This window comes from Rugosimonospora africana (genome assembly GCF_016862975.1).
Lineage (GTDB): Bacteria > Actinomycetota > Actinomycetes > Mycobacteriales > Micromonosporaceae > Rugosimonospora > Rugosimonospora africana.
In genome coordinates this window covers 62,702-80,690 of record NZ_BONZ01000030.1, presented here as the reverse complement: position 1 = coordinate 80,690, position 17,989 = coordinate 62,702, and the positions used below count along the sequence as shown (strand labels likewise).

Below are 17,989 nucleotides of genomic sequence, written 5' to 3'. Positions count from 1 at the left end.
GGCCGGCGAGCAAGTGCTAGGCATCCTGCGACCGATGTCGCGACCCGGTCAAGGTCGTTTGATCGTTCGATCATAATCCGATCGCGCCACGGCCGGCGCACCGCACGACTCGCGTATCCGCAGCTCGGGCAGCAACTCCAGGTGATGACGCGGCGCGCTCGGCAGCCCCGGTACCGCCCGGTGCCGCTCGCCGAGCCTGCCGATGGCCAGCCGCACCGACGCCTGACCGATCGCGAACTTCGGCGGCGCCACCGCGGTGAGCGGCGGGTCGGCCAGCCCGGCGAGGTCGTCGTCGTACGCGACGACCGCGATGTCGTCGGGGACCCGCAGTCCCTGGCGCTGCAACTGTTGGACGAACTGCATCGCGTCCTGATCGGTGTGCACCAGCGCGGCGTCGATCCTGCCGCGCCGGGCCTGCGCGACGACCGCGGCCAGCGTCGCCTCGACCTGGGCGGGGTCCGGGCGCGGTGGCGTGGTCCGCACCACCCGCGAGGAGCGCGGGAACCGCAGGTGATCGAGTGCGGCGTGGTAGCCGAACTCCAACTGGGCGGCTGTGGGCGAGCCGCGGGCGATCAGCCCGATCCTGCGCCGGCCGAGGTCTGCCAGGTGCCGCACGGCGAGGCAGCCGCCGTCGGCGTGGGCCGAGCACGCACGATCCAGCTCACCGACCGGGAACCCGAGCTTGCCGCGGCGCTCCACCAGCACCGTCGGCACGCCCAACCGTGCGGCCCGTTCGGCCTCCTCGTCCGGCGAGGTCCCGGTCGGCCAGGCCGGGGTCAGCAGCAGGGCGTGGACACCCCGCGCCTGCATCTGCCGGATCTGCTCGCGTTCGGCGTCCAGGTCGTAGTTCGTGATGCCGATGACCAGTCGACCATTGGCCTCCGCGACGGCGGCGCGCGCGCCACGGATGACGTCGGCGTAGTAGTACGTGGCATTCGGCACGACCATCCCGATCACCGGCGCGGTCACCGCCGGGGAGGGTTGCCGCAGGGAGAGGTGCACCCTGCCGGCCGGATGCTGCGGATGACCGGCCGTCGCCGGTGCGTCGATGGCGATCGCCACGCCGTGGGTGCGGCGCAGAGCGCCCTGCTTGGCCAGGGTCTCCACGTCGCGCCGGGCGGTGATCGGCGAGATGCCCAGCTCCCGCGCCAGGTCGGCGACGCGGATGCGCCCGCGCTGCCTCAGCATCACGAGAATGTGTTCCTGCCGTTCCGGTATGGGCACCCGCACACTCGCATGGTGCCCAACCGCGATCGTTCGGTCAAACGCTCGTCAGTCGCGCGCTGTCGTGCCGTACGGTGTGGGCCATGTCGGACAGCGTGCCGCGCGGCTCATCCCGCCCCGGGTGCCCGGACCCGCCGGAGCCCTCGGGCAGCGTGTCGCCGCACACCGGTCTCGTCCGGGCCGACTGGGAAACGTCCGCGGACAACCTGCTCGACGCGGTGCGCCCGTACGCCAGTGCGTCGTTCGCGCGCATCTCGTTGCCCGGGGCACCATCCTGGGCCGGGCCGGACAGCGACGCGCTCGAAGGGTTCGCCCGCACATTCCTGCTCGCCGCGCTGCGAATCGCGGGCGCTCAGGGCGATCCGGCGATCGCCGGGCCGCTGCTCGACCGGTACGCCCGCGGGCTCGCCGCCGGTGCCGACCAGCGGCACGCCGACGCCTGGCCGCGCATCGACGCCGACGGCTGCCAGCAGATCGTGGAATCCGCGTCGATCGCCATCGCACTGCAGCTAACCCGGCCGTGGCTGTGGGACAACCTGCCGGCCGCGGCCCACGACCATATCGTCCAGTGGCTCGGCGGCATCGTCGGACGCCAGACCCCACGCAGCAACTGGGTGCTGTTCCGGACGGTCGTCGAAGAATTCCTCGCCATCGTCGGCGGACCGCACCGGCACGACGAGATCGTCGATGGGCTGCACGCGATCGCCCGGTGGCAGCTCGATGACGGGTGGTACACGGACGGCGAGGGACGCCGCGTCGACCACTACAACGGTTGGGCGCTTCACCTGTACCCGCTGCTGTGGACCGACCTCGCCGCCTCCGGGCCGCGGTCGGCACTCGCCGCGGAGCTGCGCGAACGGTACCGGGCCCGGCTGCGCGCGTTCCTCGCCGACTACGTCCAGCTCATCGGCGGCGACGGCGCCCCGCTGCACCAGGGCAGGTCGCTGACCTACCGCCTGGCGACCGCCGCTTCGCTGTGGACCGGGGCCCTGTTCGACGCCACGCCGCTGGCACCCGGGCTCACCAGGCGCGCCGCCAGCGGCATCCTGCGCTACTTCACCGATCGCGGTGCTCCCGACGACGCCGGGCTGCTGCGCCTGGGCTGGCTGCGTCCGTTCCGGGGCACGATCCAGCCCTACTCCGGGCCGGCGTCCCCGTACTGGGCGTCGAAGGGATTCCTCGGACTACTGCTGCCGCCGTCGCACCCGGTGTGGGTCGAGGAGGAGCAGCCGCTGCCCGTCGAACGCCGCGACGTCCTGCACGCGCTTCCGGGGCCGAACTGGCTCGTCCAGGCGACCCACGCGGATGGCATCGTGCGGGTGCACAACCACGGTTCGGACGGCGTGGCCCGTGGGTCGACCACCGACAACCCGCACTACGCGCGGCTGTGCTTCACCACCGTGACCGCGCCGCGGAGCGTCCCGACCGGCCCGGTCGCCGACGCGAGCATCACGGTGACCGACCCGGACGGGACGCAGACCGGCTGGGGACGTATCCAGCCGCTCGGCGCACAGGTCACCGACGGGGTCGGGCACGCCGCATCATGGCACTCCCCCGCACCCGGCGTGCGGATCGAGTCACACGCGCTCGCGTTCGGCCGGTACGAGGTGCGGCTGCACGCGGTCCGAGCGCCACGCGGCTGGCTCGTGCGCGACTCCGGATACAACCTCAGCGGCACCGGCACCGCGACGGTACACCGCGGAAAGCGCTGGACCAGCGCCTCGGACCGGGCCGGTCGCTGCACGGCGGTGGCCGGTTTGCACGGCTACCGCACTTCAGACGTCGACCTTCAGGAGGAAGTCGACGCTCTGGGAGGGGCATCGGCCGTCCCCTACCTGCTCGCGCAGCATCCCGGCGACGATCGGCTCTACGCGTCCTGCCTCGTGCTCAGCGGCGAGCCACTGGACGCGGACGCGGAACCACCCGTTGTCCTGTCCGTCGTGGCCGACGAGGTGACAATCGAGTTGCCCGGCGGCGACGTGTGGGCCTGGCGTTTCGCTCCGGCCGAGCAACCGCCGACGCTGGTGCCGATCAGCCGTTCGAATCACCGGTGACCGCGGCGGTCCCGGGGGCGTGAGGCCGGACCACGCGAGGCGGCACGATGCGTGCGCGGGTCAGCCGGACATAATGCCTACCGGAGAAGTAGGATCAGACCGCTCAGCCTTCCCAGGGTGGCCTCCCGCGAGGCGACACCCGTGACGACGCCGTCAGGAGTGCGTATGCGTGTCTCCGCCCGTGGTGATTACGCGGTTCGTGCCGCCCTCGCCCTCGCCGCCCGTCACCCGGCGACCGTTTCCACCCAGGCGCTGGCGGATGAGCAGCGCCTCCCCCGCAAGTTCCTGGAGGCCGTGCTGGCCGATCTGCGCCGTGCCGACGTGGTGCGTGCGGTACGCGGCTGTGACGGCGGGTACCAGTTGACCCGCGAGCCGAATCAGGTGGCGGTCGCGACGATCCTGCGAGCCGTGGACGGGCCGCTGGCCGAGGTACGCGGCATGCGACCGGAGGAGGTGGCCTACGTGGGATGCGCGGAGCACCTCTCCGAGTTGTGGGTCGCGGCCCGGTCGGCGCTGCGCGATGTCCTCGACGAGGTCAACCTCGCCCAGTTGGCCAGCGGCAGGTTGCCCAGCCGGGTTCGGCGGCTGGCCGCCGCGCCGGATGCCTGGCAGCCACGCTGATCCGGCGCCGCGGGACCGCTGGCACCGGGTCAGGCGGCGATCCGGGAACGGGGAGCTGGAATGCTCAGCAGTCCCCGCGCCTGCGCTCTGATCTCCGGTACCGCGTCGGTTTCCCACCACTGGCCACGCCGCGGCGGCCCAATCGCCAGGATCCTTTCGTGGCTGCGACCGGTGCCGGAGACGAGGCGGCCGTCGGTGTCGACGTCGATGCCCACGCCGAGCGGGTCGGGGCGGGCCAGTCCGTCAGCCAGGAGTCGGCGACCCAGCGATGACCGTGCGGCACTGCCTCGACCGGTGCAGTTGACCACGGCACCGACCCGCCAGCGTGTGCCCGGCCCGCTGTCGACGATGAACCGATCCGCCTCGACGTCTACAGTGGACAGAGCCGCCGCTCGCACGCGAAGCGCGCCGTCGGCCAGCAGCCCGTGAACCAGGACGGCGACCGAGGGCGCCATCCGGTGCCGGTGAATCTCCCAGTACCGGCAGACATGGCGCAGGAAGCTGTCGCGGTCCTCCAGGCGCAGCCCGGCCCACAGCTCATTGGCGCTCGGGCGGATGCTGTCGACAACGTCGCGCCAGTCCGGGGCGCCGCGGGCGCTCACCTGGATCCGGTGGATGAGGGTTCGGAGGGCATCCGGTGTGGGCGGCACGGCAACAGGCGGCACGGCAACAGGCGGCACGGCAACAGGCGACGCGGCAACGAGCGGTGCGGTGGGTTCGGCGGTGTGTACCAGCGGCAGCAGCCCGTGCCGGGAGACCGCGTGGATCGGTGCTCGCATGCCCCGGATCTGAAGTGCCAGGGCCACATCCACAGCGGTCAGGCCGGTGCCCAGCAACAGGACGGGCCGATCCAGCGCGATGGCGTCAAGCGCTCCGGGCCGCCACGGGTCCGGCACGTATCCTGGGTGGCACGCGGCGGATTCACTGAGCTGGCGCGGCCGGTTCGGTGAGCCGTGTCCGATGGCGAGCACGACTCGGTCTGCTCGCAGGGTGGCGCCCCGGTCGGTGACCACCTGGACACGCCCGTTCGGGCTCAGTCCGGTGACCCGGGCACGGAGGTGGGTGAACCGGCCGGGGTTGTCGAGGGCCGCCGCGTCCAGCAGGTCGTGGAGGTACCGTCCGTAGTCACGGCGGACAGCGAATCCGACCGGGCGCAACGGGATGGCCTGTCGGCGTGTCCAGACCAGGAAGTCGTCCGGGTCGTCGGGATCGCCACTCATCGCGGCGGCCCGGGAGTTGAGCACGTGCGCCACCACGGGCGTGCGGTATGCGATCCCCGCGCCAAGGGTCGCGCCGGACTCCACCACCGTCACCCGATCGGAAGTGTGCCGGAGCAGTTGCACCGCCGCGAGCACCCCGCTACACCCGCCGCCCACCACCACCGTGCTTGTGCGTCCCATCGAATCTCTCCTCTGGATACCACTTAATTCCTATCGGGTTGGTCGACTAAATGTCAAGGCGCCTGTGACCGACAAGGCCGACCTCAACAAGCCGTATTACCTACTTATCCCATAGGGATTGACCGCAACGCGAAGAGCGCTCTAGCCTGGGTGCGGGTCCGATGGCAGCCACGGCGCGAGCGGGAGAAGCGCCGTGAATGACCGTTCAGCGATCGACCCCAACAAAGGAGACCGCATGTCGGACGTCGTCGCGCTCATCGGCAATCCGCGAGCCGGATCGAGGACCCGGACACTGGCCGAGGCGACCGCCGCCAGCATCCTCCCGGCCGTGACCGCAGCCGGGGGACCCGCGCTGTCCGGGGTGCGGGTGCTGGAACTTGCCGAGATCTCGGCCGTCTCCTTCGGTCCCGAGCCTGTTCGGCCCATCACCGTACTCGACGATCCGCACGCCGTGACCCGTCGGGCGCGGCTGCTCTTTCTTGCCACGCCCACCTACAAGGGAACCTACACCGGGCTGTTGAAGGTTTTCCTGGACCAGTACGGGCATCGGGAGCTGGCCGGCGTCGTCGCCGTACCGGTGGCGATCGCCGCCGCCGAACCGCACCGGGCGGCGGTCGCGGCCGCCCTGGAGGCGTTGCTGGACGAGCTGCGAGCGACGGTTCCGGTGCCGGCCCTGGCGGTCCTCGAGTCGGCGCTCGCCGACCCGAAACGGCTCGCCGCGCAGTGGGCGGCCAAGCACGCACCCGCCATCGCCGACGCGCTCGGTTCGGCGACGCGGTGACTTCCGGCGACGCGGTGAACTCCCGCGGCGCGGTGACTTCCCGCGGCAGGGAGCTGGACCTCTTCGTCTCCGGGGCCGTGTTCCTCGACATCATCTTCACCGGGCTGCGTGAACTGCCGGCGCCGGGCACCGAAGCGTGGGCCCCGGGCATGGGCTCGTGCCCGGGCGGGATCGCCAATCTCGCCGTGGCGGCCGGGCGGCTCGGCGTACGCACCGGTCTGAGCACGGCGTTCAGCACCGACGCGTACGGCGACTTCTGCTGGCAGATCCTCAGCCGCCAGGAGGGTCTGGACCTGTCATCGTCGCGCCGGTTCGACAACTGGCACACACCGGTCACGGTTTCCCTGGCGTACGACCGGGACCGCTGCATGATCACGCACGGACACCCGGTACCGGTGAACACCACCGGCCTGGTCGCGGAGCTGCCGGCGGCACGCGCCGCCTCCGTCAGCCTCACCGAGCGGCGACCGGCCTGGCTGCGCACAGCCAAAGACGCCGGCACGCTCGTCTTCGCCGATGTCGGCTGGGACGACAGCGCGGCCTGGTCGACCTCCGCGCTGGAAGTCCTCGACGACTGCCACGCGTTTCTGCCCAACGCGGCCGAGGCGATGCACTACACCCGCACCGACACTCCCGGCGACGCGCTGCGGCGGCTGGCCGACCGGGTTCCGGTCGCCGTCGTGACGTGCGGATCCGACGGAGCGCTGGCCATCGACTCCGACACCGGCGCGCCGGTCAGTGTGCCGGCGGTTCCTGTCGAGGCGCTGGACCCGACCGGTGCCGGCGATGTGTTCACCGCCGGTTTCATCGCCGGCACGCTGTGGGGACTACCGCTGCGCCAGCGACTCGCCTTCGCCACTCTGGTGTCGGCGCTGTCCGTTCAACACTTCGGCGGCTCCCTGTCCGCGCCCGGATGGGGCGACATCACCGACTGGTGGCGCACGACCCGCACCCGGGCCACGCGCCACCACGACGAGTCGAGCGAGGCCGCGCTGGCCGCCCGGTACGGATTCCTCGACGACCTTCTCCCGCGGGACGAGCGCCGGACGCCGCGGCGGGCGCCGGCGACCATCACCCGGCTGCCGGACGCCGCCTGACGAGGGTCGCGGCGGCCACCCTCTTACGGCGCGGCCACGGTCACCGGCTCCGGCTCAGACAGCGAAGACTCAGACAGCGAAGACTCAGACAGCGAGGGCTCCGGCAGCGGCTCAGGCAGCGGCCGCTGCGCCACCGAGTCGCGCAGCCGCCCGATGAGCGCGTCGCCGACCCGGACCGTCTCCTGCTTGTAGGGAGTGTCGGACAGGACGAAGTGCCGGATGCCCAACTCGGCGTACCGGCGCAGCGCGCTGGCGACATCGTCGGGCGAGCCGACCAGCCAGGTCGTACCCGCGCCTCCGCCGCCGTACCGTCCGGGCGCGGTGTAGAGGCAGCTGTCGAGTACGTCGCCGCGCGCGGCCAGGTCGAGCAGCCGCTGCTGCCCGACCGCGGGGCCGCGGTGCCGGTCGGCGAGCCCTCCGGAGCGCTCCGCCATGGCGGCGACCTTCGCCTCCGCGTCCCGCCACGCCTCCTCGGTCGTGTCGCGAACCAGCGTGGTGATCCGCAGCCCGAACTCCAGCGGGGGCAGGTCGCGGTCCAGCTCCGCGCTGAGGCGGCGGAGTCGGTCGACGCGTTCGGCGATGCCGTCCAGCGGCTCACCCCAGAACAGCTGCACGTCGGCCTCGGTGGCCGAGACCCGTTCCGCGGCCGTGGACGCGCCGCCGAAGTACAGGCGCGGACCGGCTCCGTGCGGCCGCGGTACCACCGTGGAATCGGTGACCCCGAAGTACTCGCCCGCGTAGGTCACGTGCTCCTCGGTCCACAGCCGCCGGACGATGCGCATGAACTCCTTGGTCCGCGCGTAGCGCTGGGCCTGATCGCCCTCGGCGTCGCCGTACGCCGCCAGGTTGTCCTGCCCGCTGACGACGTTGACGAGCAGCCGGCCGCCGCTGAGGTGGTCCAGGGTCGCCGCCGCGCTCGCGAAGTGCGCCGGCTGCCAGTAGCCGGGGCGGATGGCCGCGAGCGGCCGGAAGGTCGTGGTACGGACCGCGAGCGCGGTGGCGACCGTGAACGTGTCGGGCCGACCCCACCCGGTGCCGATCAGCGCCCCGGACCAGCCGTGCTGCTCGGCGATCCGGGCCAGGTCCACGGCGTGGTGGAGGCTGCCGTAGCCGTCGACGGCGTCGTCGCCCCGGTGTCCCGGCTCGACGGTGTTGGGGATGTACCACAAGAACGTCAGGCTCACTGTGTCTCCGATCGGATGCTGTCGTCGTGGTCGGGGTTGCCGCGCTGGTCGAGCCTCATGACGCCGAGCGCCCCGGCGCGCTGTCCGCCGTCGTGAACTGGTTGACCGGCCGAGGCAGCCCGTAGTGCTCCCGCAGCGTGGAGCCTTCGTACTCGGTACGGAACAGGCCGCGCTCCCGAAGGATCGGTACCACCTTGCTCGCGAACGCCTCGATTCCCGAAGGCAGTACCGCCGGCATGATGTTGAAGCCGTCCGCGGCGCCGTTGTCGAAGTAGTGCTGGATGGTGTCGGCCACCTGCACAGGCGTACCGGTGAAAGTACGGTGACCGCGCCCGCCGCCGAGCCGGCCGATCAGCTCCCGTACGGTCAGGTTGTCCCGCCGGGCCCAGTCGACGATGAGGGTGTACCGGCTCTTCGCACCCTCGATCTCATCCTCGCTGGGCAGGTCCGCGGGGAGTTGGTCGTCCAGCTTCAACCGTTCGGGGTCCACGCGCAGCGTCTCGGCGAGCTGCGTCACGGCGTACCGCGGGGCGATCAGCCGATCCAGCTCAGCGTCGAGCTCGCGCGCCTCCACCTCGGTGTCGCCGATGACCGGCACGATTCCGGGCAGGATGATGACGTGATCCGGGTCGCGACCGGCCGCCGCCGCGCGGCGCTTCAGGTCGGCGTAGAACGCCTGGCTCTCCCCGAGAGTCGGCTGGGCGGTGAAGATGGCCTCGGCCCACTTGGCGGCGAACTCCTTGCCGTCCTCGGAGGAGCCGGCCTGCACGAGCAGCGGGTGAGCCTGTGGTGAACGCGGCAGGTTCAGTGGCCCGTTCACCCGGAAGAACGTCCCGCGGTGGTCGATGCCGCGAACCCGGTCCTGCCGGGCGTGGACACCCGCGTCCTTGTCGGCGACGACCGCGTCGTCGGCCCAGCTGTCCCACAGCTTGGTCGAGACCGCGAGGAACTCGTCGGCCCGCTCGTAGCGCGTCTTGTGCGACGGCTGATGCTCCAGGCCGAAATTGCGTGCGGCGGAGTCTCCGGCGGTGGTGACGATGTTCCAGCCGGCGCGGCCTTTGGACAGGTGGTCGAGCGAGGCGAACCGGCGGGCCAGGTTGTAGGGATCGTTGTACGACGTCGAGGCCGTCGCGATCAGCCCGATCCTGCTCGTACCCACGGCGAGCGCGGCGAGCAACAGCGTCGGCTCGAGCTTGCCCGACGGCCGGCGACCCGGGTCGCTCCACAACACAGGGCTGTCGGCGAGGAACACGGAGTCGAACTTCGCGTCCTCGGCGATCCGCGCCAGGTGTTGGTGCGCCTCCAGCGAGAGGTTGGCCCGCGGGTCCGACTCGGGCAGCCGCCACGACGCCTCGTGGTGGCCGGTGTCGTGCAGGAACAGATTGAAGTGGAGCTGGCGGGCCATCAGGCGGTCACCTCCGCGGTGAGATCGTTGACACCCAACTGGTCGAGCAGGAACGCGCGTAGCTCAGCGAACCCGGGATCGGCCTGAGAACGGTGGGGCAGCTCCACCCGTACGTCGGTGCGCACGACACCGGCATCGAGCAGGATCACCCGGTCGGCGAGCACGATGGCCTCGTCGACGTCGTGGGTCACCAGGAGCACCGACGGCCTGTGCACCTCGCACAGCTTGCGCAGCAGCGCGTGCATCCGGATCCGGGTCAGCGCGTCGAGCGCACCGAACGGCTCGTCGGCCAGCAGCAGCGCGGGTTCGCGGACGAGCGAGCGGGCCAGCGAGGCGCGCTGCTGCTCGCCGCCGGACAGTTCGTCAGGCCAGGCCCGTTCGCGGCCGGCCAGGCCGACCTCGGCCAGTGCCTGCCCGCCGCGCTCGGCCGCGTCGCCGGCACGCAGACCGAAGACCACGTTGTCCAGGACCCGTTTCCAGGGCAGCAGCCGGGAGTCCTGGAAGACCACCGACACGGCGTCCGGGACGCGGATCTGACCGTACCCGGCGACGTCCCGGTCCAGTCCGGCCAGAGCCCGCAGCAGAGTGCTCTTGCCGGTGCCGGAGCGCCCGATCAGCGCCACGAACTCGCCGGGGGCGATGTCCAGGTCGAGCCCGTCGAGCACTCCCCCGTTCTCGCTGAAGCTCCGGTGCAGATTGCGTACCCGCACCGCCGGCGCGTCCGCGGTGTTACGGATCAGCCCTCGATCGTCCGTCGCCATGACAGCGCCCTCCTCTCCGTGAGCCGGACGGCGGTGTCGGCGAGGAAGCCGAAGACGCCGTAGAGCACCAGGCCGACGACGAGCACGTCGGTTTCGCCGTACTCCTCGGCGAGCGTCATCATGTGGCCGATGCCGCTGGTCGCGTTGTACTGCTCCACCACGACGAGGCCGAGCAGCGCCGACGTCACCGCGAACCTCATACCGAGCAGGAATCCCGGCAACGCCCCCGGCAGCACCACGTGCCGGATGAACTCGCCGCGCCCGATCCCGATGGTCTCGGCCAGCTCGGCGTACTTGCCGTCGATACTGCGCAGCCCGTTGTGCGTGTTGACGTAGACCGGGATCATGCTGATCAGTGCGATCGTCACGATCTTCATTTCCTGGCCGATGCCGAACCAGGCGACGAACAACGGGATCAGCGCCAGCGTGGGGACCGACCGCTTGATCTGGATCGGACCGTCGATCAGGGACTCCCCGATCCGCGAGAGCCCCGAGGTCACGGCGAGCAGCGTGCCGCCGACCACCCCGAAGGCCAGTCCGAGCCCGGCCCGCTCCAACGAGGCGGCGATGTCGCCACCGAGATCGTGGTTGACCCACTGGTCCTGGAACGCTTGCGCCACGTCCCACGGCGCCGTGAGGACCGCCGGGTTGATGACGCCGACCTTCGAGCCGATGGCCCAGACGGCCAACAAGAGGATCGGTCCCACCCAGAAGGCGAACCGGATCCGGCGGCCCGGACCGAGCCGGCGGCGTACGACCCGGGCATCGGTCTTCGGGGCGCCCGCGCCCGGCACGGTCGCCTTGGCCACGGTGAGCGCGTCGATGGCGCCGGTCGTGGTCATGACGCGTCACCGGTGACCACATCGGAGCCGGCGGCCGCTGCCTCGATCTTCTCGAAGCGGCGGTCCACGAGGATGCTCACGTCGAGTTTCTTGTGGCCCTGCTCCCTGGCCAGCAGGTCGGCGGTTTCCTGGAGCCGAGTCTGCGCGTTGTCCCAGGTCGACGGTATGCCCGCGGTCCCGTCGAGCGCGTTGACCGTCTTCGCGTCGGCGGCGCTGAGCCCCTGGACGTCCTCGAGGTACGCCTTGGCGTACTCGTCGGGGTGCTGGTTCTGCCACAGCAACGCCTTGGTGCGGACCGCGACGTACACCTTGAGCGCGGCAGCCTTCGCCTCGTCCTTCACGGAGCTGGTCAGGCAGTAGAGCGTCGACGCGTCGTCACGGATGCCGGTCGGGATCGCGGTGCCTCCCGGGTACTTCCCCTCGTAGATCTTCACGTTGGCGGCCCCGAGTGGCGCGACGTCGACGGCTTTGCCGCCAAGCGCCGTGACGTACGAGTCACCGGTGCTGGTCAGGTCGATCAGCTTGACATCCTTCTGAGTCAGGCCCGCCTTCTGCAGTACCCGCAGCACGAGCGCGCCCTGCGCCTGGCCGGCACTGTAGGCGATCTTCTTGCCCCGGAGGTCCGCCAGCGAGGTGACCGTGACCCCGGGAGCCACACCCAGTTCGTAGATGGGGTGCTCGAGCGGATCGACCGTCACCGACTGGAAGATGATTCTGGTCGAGGTTCCGGTCCAGGCGGCGAACAGCGAGGGGATGTCGGCGACCGAGCTGCAGTCGAGCTTGTTGCCGCGGAAGGCTTGAATGCTCTGCGGACCGCCACTGATGTTGGCCCACTGGACTTTCACGCCGGCGTCCGCCAGCTGTCTGCTCAGGCCCGAGGTCTGCACGATCGCCTGGATCGACGGATCACCGATCCGGATGACTGTGCCGCCGGGGACCTTGTCGGGCAGTGCGGCCGACAGCTCCAGGGTTGCGCCCGAGTCCTTGCTCCCGCAGGCGGTCAGGCCGGACAGTGCGACGGCCAGCACCGCGACGCACGCGAGCGCCGAACGGCGCGATCGGTCGGTGCGCCGCACGCGGCCGGTCGCCTGCCCGACGCCGCCGCGATCAGCCGCGCGGCGGTGGGTTCGGCGGCCGGCGTCGAGGGCCGGGGGCTGGGGCGATGTGGTCATGACCGTCCTTCTCTGGCGAGGGGTTTTCAGAGGGCCTGGCTTTTCGAGGCGTGGTTTTCACAGGGCGTGGTTTCAGCGGGCGTGCTTTCAGAAGGTGTGCTTTCAGAGGGCGTGGTAGGTGCCGTCGTGATAGAGCAACGGGCCGCCGGCTTCGGCGATCCCCACCTCTTCGATCAGGCCGATGACCAGATGCGAACCGCCGGCGGGGTGGCGGTGTTCGAGCCAGATCCGCAACCAGGCGGCGGCACCGTCCAGGACGGGTTCGCCGGTCGGCAGCCGGCGCCAGCGGGTCGGCGCGGCGAACCGATCGATACCGCTGGTGGCGAAGGTCCGCGCCAACTCGGTGTGCGCCGCTCCCAGCAGGTGCACGACAGCAGTGTCGGCGTCCCGAAGGTGCGGCCAGGTCGACGCGGTCGCCGAGATGCTGAAGGACAGCAGGGGCGGTTCGGCGGACAGCGAGGCGAGGGATGTCACGGTCACGCCCGCGGGGCCGCGTCCCGCGTCGGCGGTCACGACAGCGACACCCGCTGCGTGGCGCCGGAACACCTGGCGGAACAACGCGGCGTCGACCGGTAGGGATAGGCGTGATCGGGGGGCGACGGTGGTCATAGGGGTCGGCTCCGTTCGGATCTGAGGTCGGCTGCTCGGATCTGAGGTCGGCTTCCGCTCGGATGTCGAAGTACGCCAGGGCGAATCCGGCCCGCGGCACGGCGGGCGGGAGCGGGCGTCGGGCGTGTGTGCCGGTGTCAGCGATGACAGGACGCGACCGGACACGCCCGGTCCGAGATCGGACCGCTCGGTGTCTGGGTCATCGTCAGCACAGAATTCATACTAATCCGATGGGCTTAGTTGACAACTATGCGCCGGGCTGAATTAACTACGATTCCTCCGACGGCGAAGGACGGCAATCAGCACGTGTCCAGCGGCGCGGCATACACCCGGTCGAGGGCGACCGCGCCTCCGGCGACCGCGAGTACGTTGTCCGGAAAGCTGGTCGGCCGAATGACTCTGGCCGCGGCGGCGCCCCCATCCGACCAGGCCGCCGCTTCGGCTCGTACCGTCCCGAACAGTCCGGGCAACCGGTTCGCACCCGCTTCCACCACAACGAGAACCGCCGGGTCGAACAGGTCGAGTAGCGCGCCCGCGGCCCGGCCCACGACTCGGGCCCGCTCCTCGAACATCGCGACCGCCTCTTCGTGTCCGGCGACGGCCGCACCCACCAGGGCGCGGAAGTCGGGCCGGTCGATCAGTCCACCGGCCAGCGCACGGCGCACGAGCGTCTGGCCGGAGACAACGGCCTGCAGGCAGCCGGTGCGGCCACAGGCACAGACCTCACGGCAGCCCTCCACCGGCAGGTGAGCGACAGCGCCGGCGGCAGACCGGACACCGCGATGGACGGTGCCGCCCAACGCGAAGGCCACGTCGACGGCATCTCCCACGAAGAGCTGAACCGCGCTGTCCCGGGCACGCCGGGCGGCGGCGCCGAACAGCAGTTCGGCGGTGAGCAACGCGCGGGAGTTGCCGTCGAGACGCACCGGGAGCCCGGTGGCCTCGGCCAGCACGCCACCGACCGGAACGTCGTGCCATCCGAGGAGCGGATGTTCGACGACCGCGCCGTTCGCGGCGTCCACCCAGCCGCCCGTCGCGGTACCGAGGCCGAGGATCCGGCGCCCTCGGCCGTACTCGTCGCGGAGGGCGGCCACCCGTGAGGCGAGTGCGGCGAGGACGTCGTCCGGGTCGCTACCGCCGCGCGGATCCCGGCGTTGCGCGATGACCCGTCCCCGAAGGTCAAGCAGGGCAACCGTCGTGTGTGTGACCGCGATGTGCGCGCCGATGACCGCGAAGCCGTCGGTGTCGATGTTCAGCGGCACGTGCGGCCGACCGACACCGGGTGGCCCGGCCGCCTCCGGAACCTCACGGACGAGTCCACGGTCCAGCAGCGAGGCAGCGACGCCACTGACCGAAGCCGCGGACAGGCGCGCCGCCCGAGCGACCGAACTGCGCGCGATCGGCCCATGGTCGAGGATGGTGCGCAGCACCTCCCCTGCCGTGTCTCGCGACTTCTGAGGCACGGGCGGTGGCAGGTCGCCCCGCCGGGTCGTACGCCCGATGCCGGCCGGCTCGTTCACGAACCACCTCGCCACAGGTGAGTCACCCGGAAGGATGAACGCCGTCGCGGCACAAGCCCGCGTGGCATCAGATATCGCTAGCGGTCGCGGATGACCGGAGAAGCGGGGATCCCGCCGGGCCCCACTACGAGGTGCCGCCGGCTCGATGGATCAGATTGGCCCCGCTGACAATGGCGGGCGCCGCGGTGCGAACGGTAGAACAGCCAGTCAGCGCCGACACAGCGCACTGGCGAAGAACGCGAGGTCGATCTCGCGCCGGGACCAGAGCAGTGAGCCGTTCACGATCCCTACTGTACCCATAGGCTTAATGGAAGTTGAACCGTGTCTCACATCACGGTCCCGCGCCGGGTGGTTCGCCAGCGCGGTGCCCCGCCGGACGCCTGGATTCTCATAGGCGTCCGGCGGGGCACCGTCGCCGCGGCTATTGCTGAGGTTTGATGGTCGTGAACGGGAGGCGGAGCCGGAGCTGCCCGGCGATGGGTACGTTGTGCTGCCGGATCTCCCGCAGTTCCTCATCGCTGAGGGCGCGGCCGTAGACGCGGAATTCGTCGAGGGTGCCGTGGAACGGGTCGACGTTGGTCTGGTCGATCCGTTGGCCGAGGATGATGCTCTGGATGCCGAACTCCTTGCCGGTGGTCACCGAGCCGCGGGGGGCGGCCACGTCGGCGACCGTGGCGCCGTCGATGAGGACCTGGACCCGGGTCGCCGTGCGTCGCATCGCGACGTGGTGCCAGAGCCCGTCGTTGTACGCACCCTGGATGGTGATGTTCGCGTCGCCTTGGCCGGTGCCGACGACGGCCTGGATGCGGTTGTTCACCGGGTACGCCCGCAGCCAGATCTGTGCCGCGCCGGTACCCCATTGGTAGAACCACCAGAGGGTGTGCTGACCGGTGGTCGCGCTGTACCGGAACCACGTCATGATGGTGAAGTCGCCGTCTCCGAGGTCGACGTCGCTGTTGTACGGCACCTCCACGCGGTCGTCGACGCCGTCGAACGCGAGCCCGTCGCCGAAGCGCCCATCGGTCAGCGTCGCCCCGCCGCGCACATAGGCGGTGTTGTCGTAGCGCGGTGACGCGTCCGGGGTGGTCGGCCCCGGCGCTGGCGGCGGCGGCAGGTTCGGCGGTGTGCCGTTGGGGGTGTCGAGGTACGCCTCGTTGAACCTGACGAACTCGATCACCTCGTACAGCGCGACCGTGCCGCCTTCGTACAGCACCCCGGCCACGGGCCCCTCGACGGGATCGTTCCCGATCTTCACCAGGTCGGAGTACCCGCCCGGACCCCAGCTGATGACCTTGCCTTGCTGCCACGTCTGCCAGCTCTGCGCCTCGTCGAACGACGACCGGATCGTCAGAGCCTCACGCTTGCCGGGGTTGGCGGGTCCGGCGAACAGGATGCGGTTGCCCGCGTCGCCCTGGTCGGTGGCGTCCAGGCGCACCATCGATCCCTGCACGACAGGCATCGTCAGCTCGGGCACCATCTGGAACGGCGCGTCGTAGCTTTCACCGCCATCGCTGGAGATCGCGTACGCCCGGGTTCCCAGGGCCGTTCCGCCCTCCCGCACGTTGACGTAGATCCGCCCGTCGGTCAGCTCCACCAGACTCGACTCGTTGACGGCGATGTCGGGGGTGGCGCCACCGCCGTCGGCGCCCATCTGCCACGTGTTCCCGTCGTCGTCGCTGTAGGCGAGGAGGATGCCCGGAGAAGGCGTCCCACCCTCGTGGTTGGCGCTGATCACCAGCCGGCCGGCATGCGGGCCACGCGTGAGCTGGATGGCGTGCCCGGGACCGGTGGCATACCAACTCGTCCACTCCGGACGCAGCAACTCGGTCATTTCCCGCGGAGCGGTCCAGGTCGCCCCGTTGTCGTCACTGACCTGCAGGTACGGAACCCGACCGCCGGTTCCGGTGCCCGGGTTGTGAGTCGTGAACAGCACGACCCGACCGGTACGTTCGTCCACGACCGGCATCGGGTTGCCATGCGTGTCGCCGTTGCCGCGCGACACGATCTGCAAGGGCCCCCAGGTGCGGCCGCCGTCGTGCGACCGTTTGAGCACCAGGTCGATGTTGCCCCGGTCGTTGCAGTTGTCGACCCGACCCTCGGCGAACGCGAGCAGATCCCCGTTGGCGGCCTTGACGATCGCCGGGATCCGGTAACAGAAGTGGCCTTCCGTGTTCGCCGTGAAGACCGCGGTCTCCTCGTGGTACGGCTCGGCGGCGTACGCGGTGCCGGTGGTGAGCAAGGCGGCCGCCATCGCCGCAATCACCACAGTGGACAGTAGACGGCGTCTTTGTCTGATCATCGAATTGCGATACCTCCACGGGTCACCGCCGGGGAGGATCGCGTCGAACGGCCGGCGAAGGGGCCGTATGACGACGCCTACCTGTCGACCTCCGGGTACGACAGGTAGGCGGACATCCCACGTCCCAAGCCGGACAACCGCGATCCTTCCAGCCCCATCGGCCTTGGCGTACGTCGATGAGGACATCCTACGTCCTACGTCGAGCACCGCAAGCCCCTTGGGGCGACCCGTCTCCCGGCATCGGCTGTGCCTACGGTTACGGCAAAGCGTCCGACGGCTCCTCCGGCCGCCGGACGCCCGCCTCATTCGAGGGAGGTGATTTCGAATTCGGGTATTGGCAATCGTCAGTAGGTCTCGACGGGGCTCTTGTAGGCATTCACATAGCCACCGGACGCGTTGTAGAGCGAGACCACCGAGTAGGCCGTTCCATGTCCGCCAGGCGAACTCGTGATGGATCCATAGTGGGTGGTCGGCGACGTGATCGAGTAAGTGCGGTTGGCCGGGGGGCCGTCGCAGGCTGTGTGCCCCGACGGGCACACGACGATGTTGAGAGAACCTTTCCACCCACTGGCGATCGGATTCCACTTGGTGACGTAGAAGTCGGCGGAAAGCCCGACACCCGTCTTCCAGCTGATGCACACCTGTAGGCCCTCGCTGTATGGCTGGCACCCACCCCCGCTCGCCGCCGGATGAACCGCGGCGGGCTCCGCCGCGAGCGCGGGTGCGGCTCCGGCCGTGAGCAGAGCCGCGGACACCGCGGTGGTCATGAGCAACTTCCGTAGCATGATGCCTCCCGGCTGGATCTGAAGGACTGGACCATCCCGGCCCGGTTGAGCCCAGGTGGTTACCGACATCGACTGTCGCCGAACCGCGGGACGGTGGCGAGAAATCCGGACGATCCCGGATGGCAGTCCCGTCCGCGTGACCGGGCCTGAATTCTTCGCAGCCGTCATGGTCCCCAATGCGGCCGGGTTGCCGTTAACATGATTCCGGCTGTCAATGGTCTTCAATACGGGGAGT

The 17,989-nt window shown here is 70.4% G+C and carries 15 protein-coding genes; 4 read left to right on the top strand and 11 right to left on the bottom strand.

Translation table 11 applies throughout. From position 1 onward, the window contains the following. Window positions 1-48: 48 nt before the first annotated feature. Complete coding sequence (locus Raf01_RS15390; protein ID WP_275412992.1) at window positions 49-1,224, bottom strand: LacI family DNA-binding transcriptional regulator; 1,176 nt, start codon at window positions 1,222-1,224, stop codon at window positions 49-51. An 83-nt stretch (window positions 1,225-1,307) separates the two neighbouring features. Between Raf01_RS15390 and Raf01_RS15385 the strand changes: the two genes are divergently transcribed. Further along, window positions 1,308-3,278 (top strand): DUF2264 domain-containing protein, encoded by a 1,971-nt coding sequence (locus tag Raf01_RS15385; RefSeq protein WP_203918557.1) that lies wholly within the window; start codon window positions 1,308-1,310, stop codon window positions 3,276-3,278. Window positions 3,279-3,443: 165 nt separating this feature from the next. Beyond that, complete coding sequence (locus Raf01_RS15380) at window positions 3,444-3,899, top strand: RrF2 family transcriptional regulator (protein WP_203918556.1); 456 nt, start codon at window positions 3,444-3,446, stop codon at window positions 3,897-3,899. 29 nt (window positions 3,900-3,928) lie between these two features. On the opposite strand, the gene Raf01_RS15375 is transcribed toward Raf01_RS15380, so the two are convergent. Continuing rightward, entirely contained in the window at window positions 3,929-5,299 is a 1,371-nt protein-coding gene (locus Raf01_RS15375; protein WP_203918555.1) for an FAD/NAD(P)-binding protein, read from the bottom strand. 235 nt (window positions 5,300-5,534) lie between these two features. Between Raf01_RS15375 and Raf01_RS15370 the strand changes: the two genes are divergently transcribed. Both Raf01_RS15370 and Raf01_RS15365 read left to right on the top strand, forming a co-directional pair. Then, entirely contained in the window at window positions 5,535-6,080 is a 546-nt protein-coding gene (locus Raf01_RS15370; protein WP_203918554.1) for an NAD(P)H-dependent oxidoreductase, read from the top strand. After that, the gene (locus Raf01_RS15365; protein ID WP_239133632.1) at window positions 6,077-7,177 is read left to right on the top strand and encodes a carbohydrate kinase family protein; all 1,101 of its coding nucleotides are present in this window, start codon (window positions 6,077-6,079) and stop codon (window positions 7,175-7,177) included. The genes Raf01_RS15370 and Raf01_RS15365 overlap by 4 nt, the downstream gene beginning before the upstream one ends. A 23-nt stretch (window positions 7,178-7,200) precedes the next feature. Here the strand turns inward: Raf01_RS15365 and Raf01_RS15360 are convergent, their stop codons facing one another. The 9 genes from Raf01_RS15360 to Raf01_RS15320 all read right to left on the bottom strand — a co-directional run bounded on the left by Raf01_RS15360 (window position 7,201) and on the right by Raf01_RS15320 (window position 17,736). Then, complete coding sequence (locus tag Raf01_RS15360) at window positions 7,201-8,361, bottom strand: LLM class flavin-dependent oxidoreductase (RefSeq protein WP_203918553.1); 1,161 nt, start codon at window positions 8,359-8,361, stop codon at window positions 7,201-7,203. A gap of 55 nt (window positions 8,362-8,416) precedes the next feature. After that, window positions 8,417-9,766 carry an LLM class flavin-dependent oxidoreductase gene (locus Raf01_RS15355; RefSeq protein WP_203918552.1) on the bottom strand — a complete coding sequence of 450 codons (1,350 nt, stop codon included), beginning with the start codon at window positions 9,764-9,766 and terminating at the stop codon, window positions 8,417-8,419. Continuing rightward, window positions 9,766-10,527, bottom strand: coding sequence for an ABC transporter ATP-binding protein (locus Raf01_RS15350; RefSeq protein ID WP_203918551.1), 762 nt, complete (start codon window positions 10,525-10,527; stop codon window positions 9,766-9,768). Before Raf01_RS15350 ends, Raf01_RS15355 begins: the two co-directional genes overlap by 1 nt. Further along, complete coding sequence (locus Raf01_RS15345) at window positions 10,503-11,369, bottom strand: ABC transporter permease (RefSeq protein WP_203918550.1); 867 nt, start codon at window positions 11,367-11,369, stop codon at window positions 10,503-10,505. The genes Raf01_RS15350 and Raf01_RS15345 overlap by 25 nt, the downstream gene beginning before the upstream one ends. Next, window positions 11,366-12,541, bottom strand: coding sequence for an ABC transporter substrate-binding protein (locus Raf01_RS15340; protein ID WP_203918549.1), 1,176 nt, complete (start codon window positions 12,539-12,541; stop codon window positions 11,366-11,368). The genes Raf01_RS15345 and Raf01_RS15340 overlap by 4 nt, the downstream gene beginning before the upstream one ends. A 102-nt stretch (window positions 12,542-12,643) precedes the next feature. Next, on the bottom strand, window positions 12,644-13,150 hold the full coding sequence (locus Raf01_RS15335) for a flavin reductase family protein (RefSeq protein WP_203918548.1): 507 nt from the start codon (window positions 13,148-13,150) through the stop codon (window positions 12,644-12,646). 299 nt (window positions 13,151-13,449) lie between these two features. Continuing rightward, window positions 13,450-14,670 carry an ROK family protein gene (locus Raf01_RS15330; RefSeq protein WP_239133631.1) on the bottom strand — a complete coding sequence of 407 codons (1,221 nt, stop codon included), beginning with the start codon at window positions 14,668-14,670 and terminating at the stop codon, window positions 13,450-13,452. Between the two features lie 421 nt (window positions 14,671-15,091). After that, a complete protein-coding gene (locus tag Raf01_RS15325; RefSeq protein ID WP_203918547.1) occupies window positions 15,092-16,969 on the bottom strand; it encodes a sialidase family protein in 1,878 nt (625 codons plus the stop codon). A gap of 344 nt (window positions 16,970-17,313) precedes the next feature. Continuing rightward, window positions 17,314-17,736 (bottom strand): hypothetical protein, encoded by a 423-nt coding sequence (locus tag Raf01_RS15320; RefSeq protein ID WP_203918546.1) that lies wholly within the window; start codon window positions 17,734-17,736, stop codon window positions 17,314-17,316. Window positions 17,737-17,989: the final 253 nt, after the last annotated feature.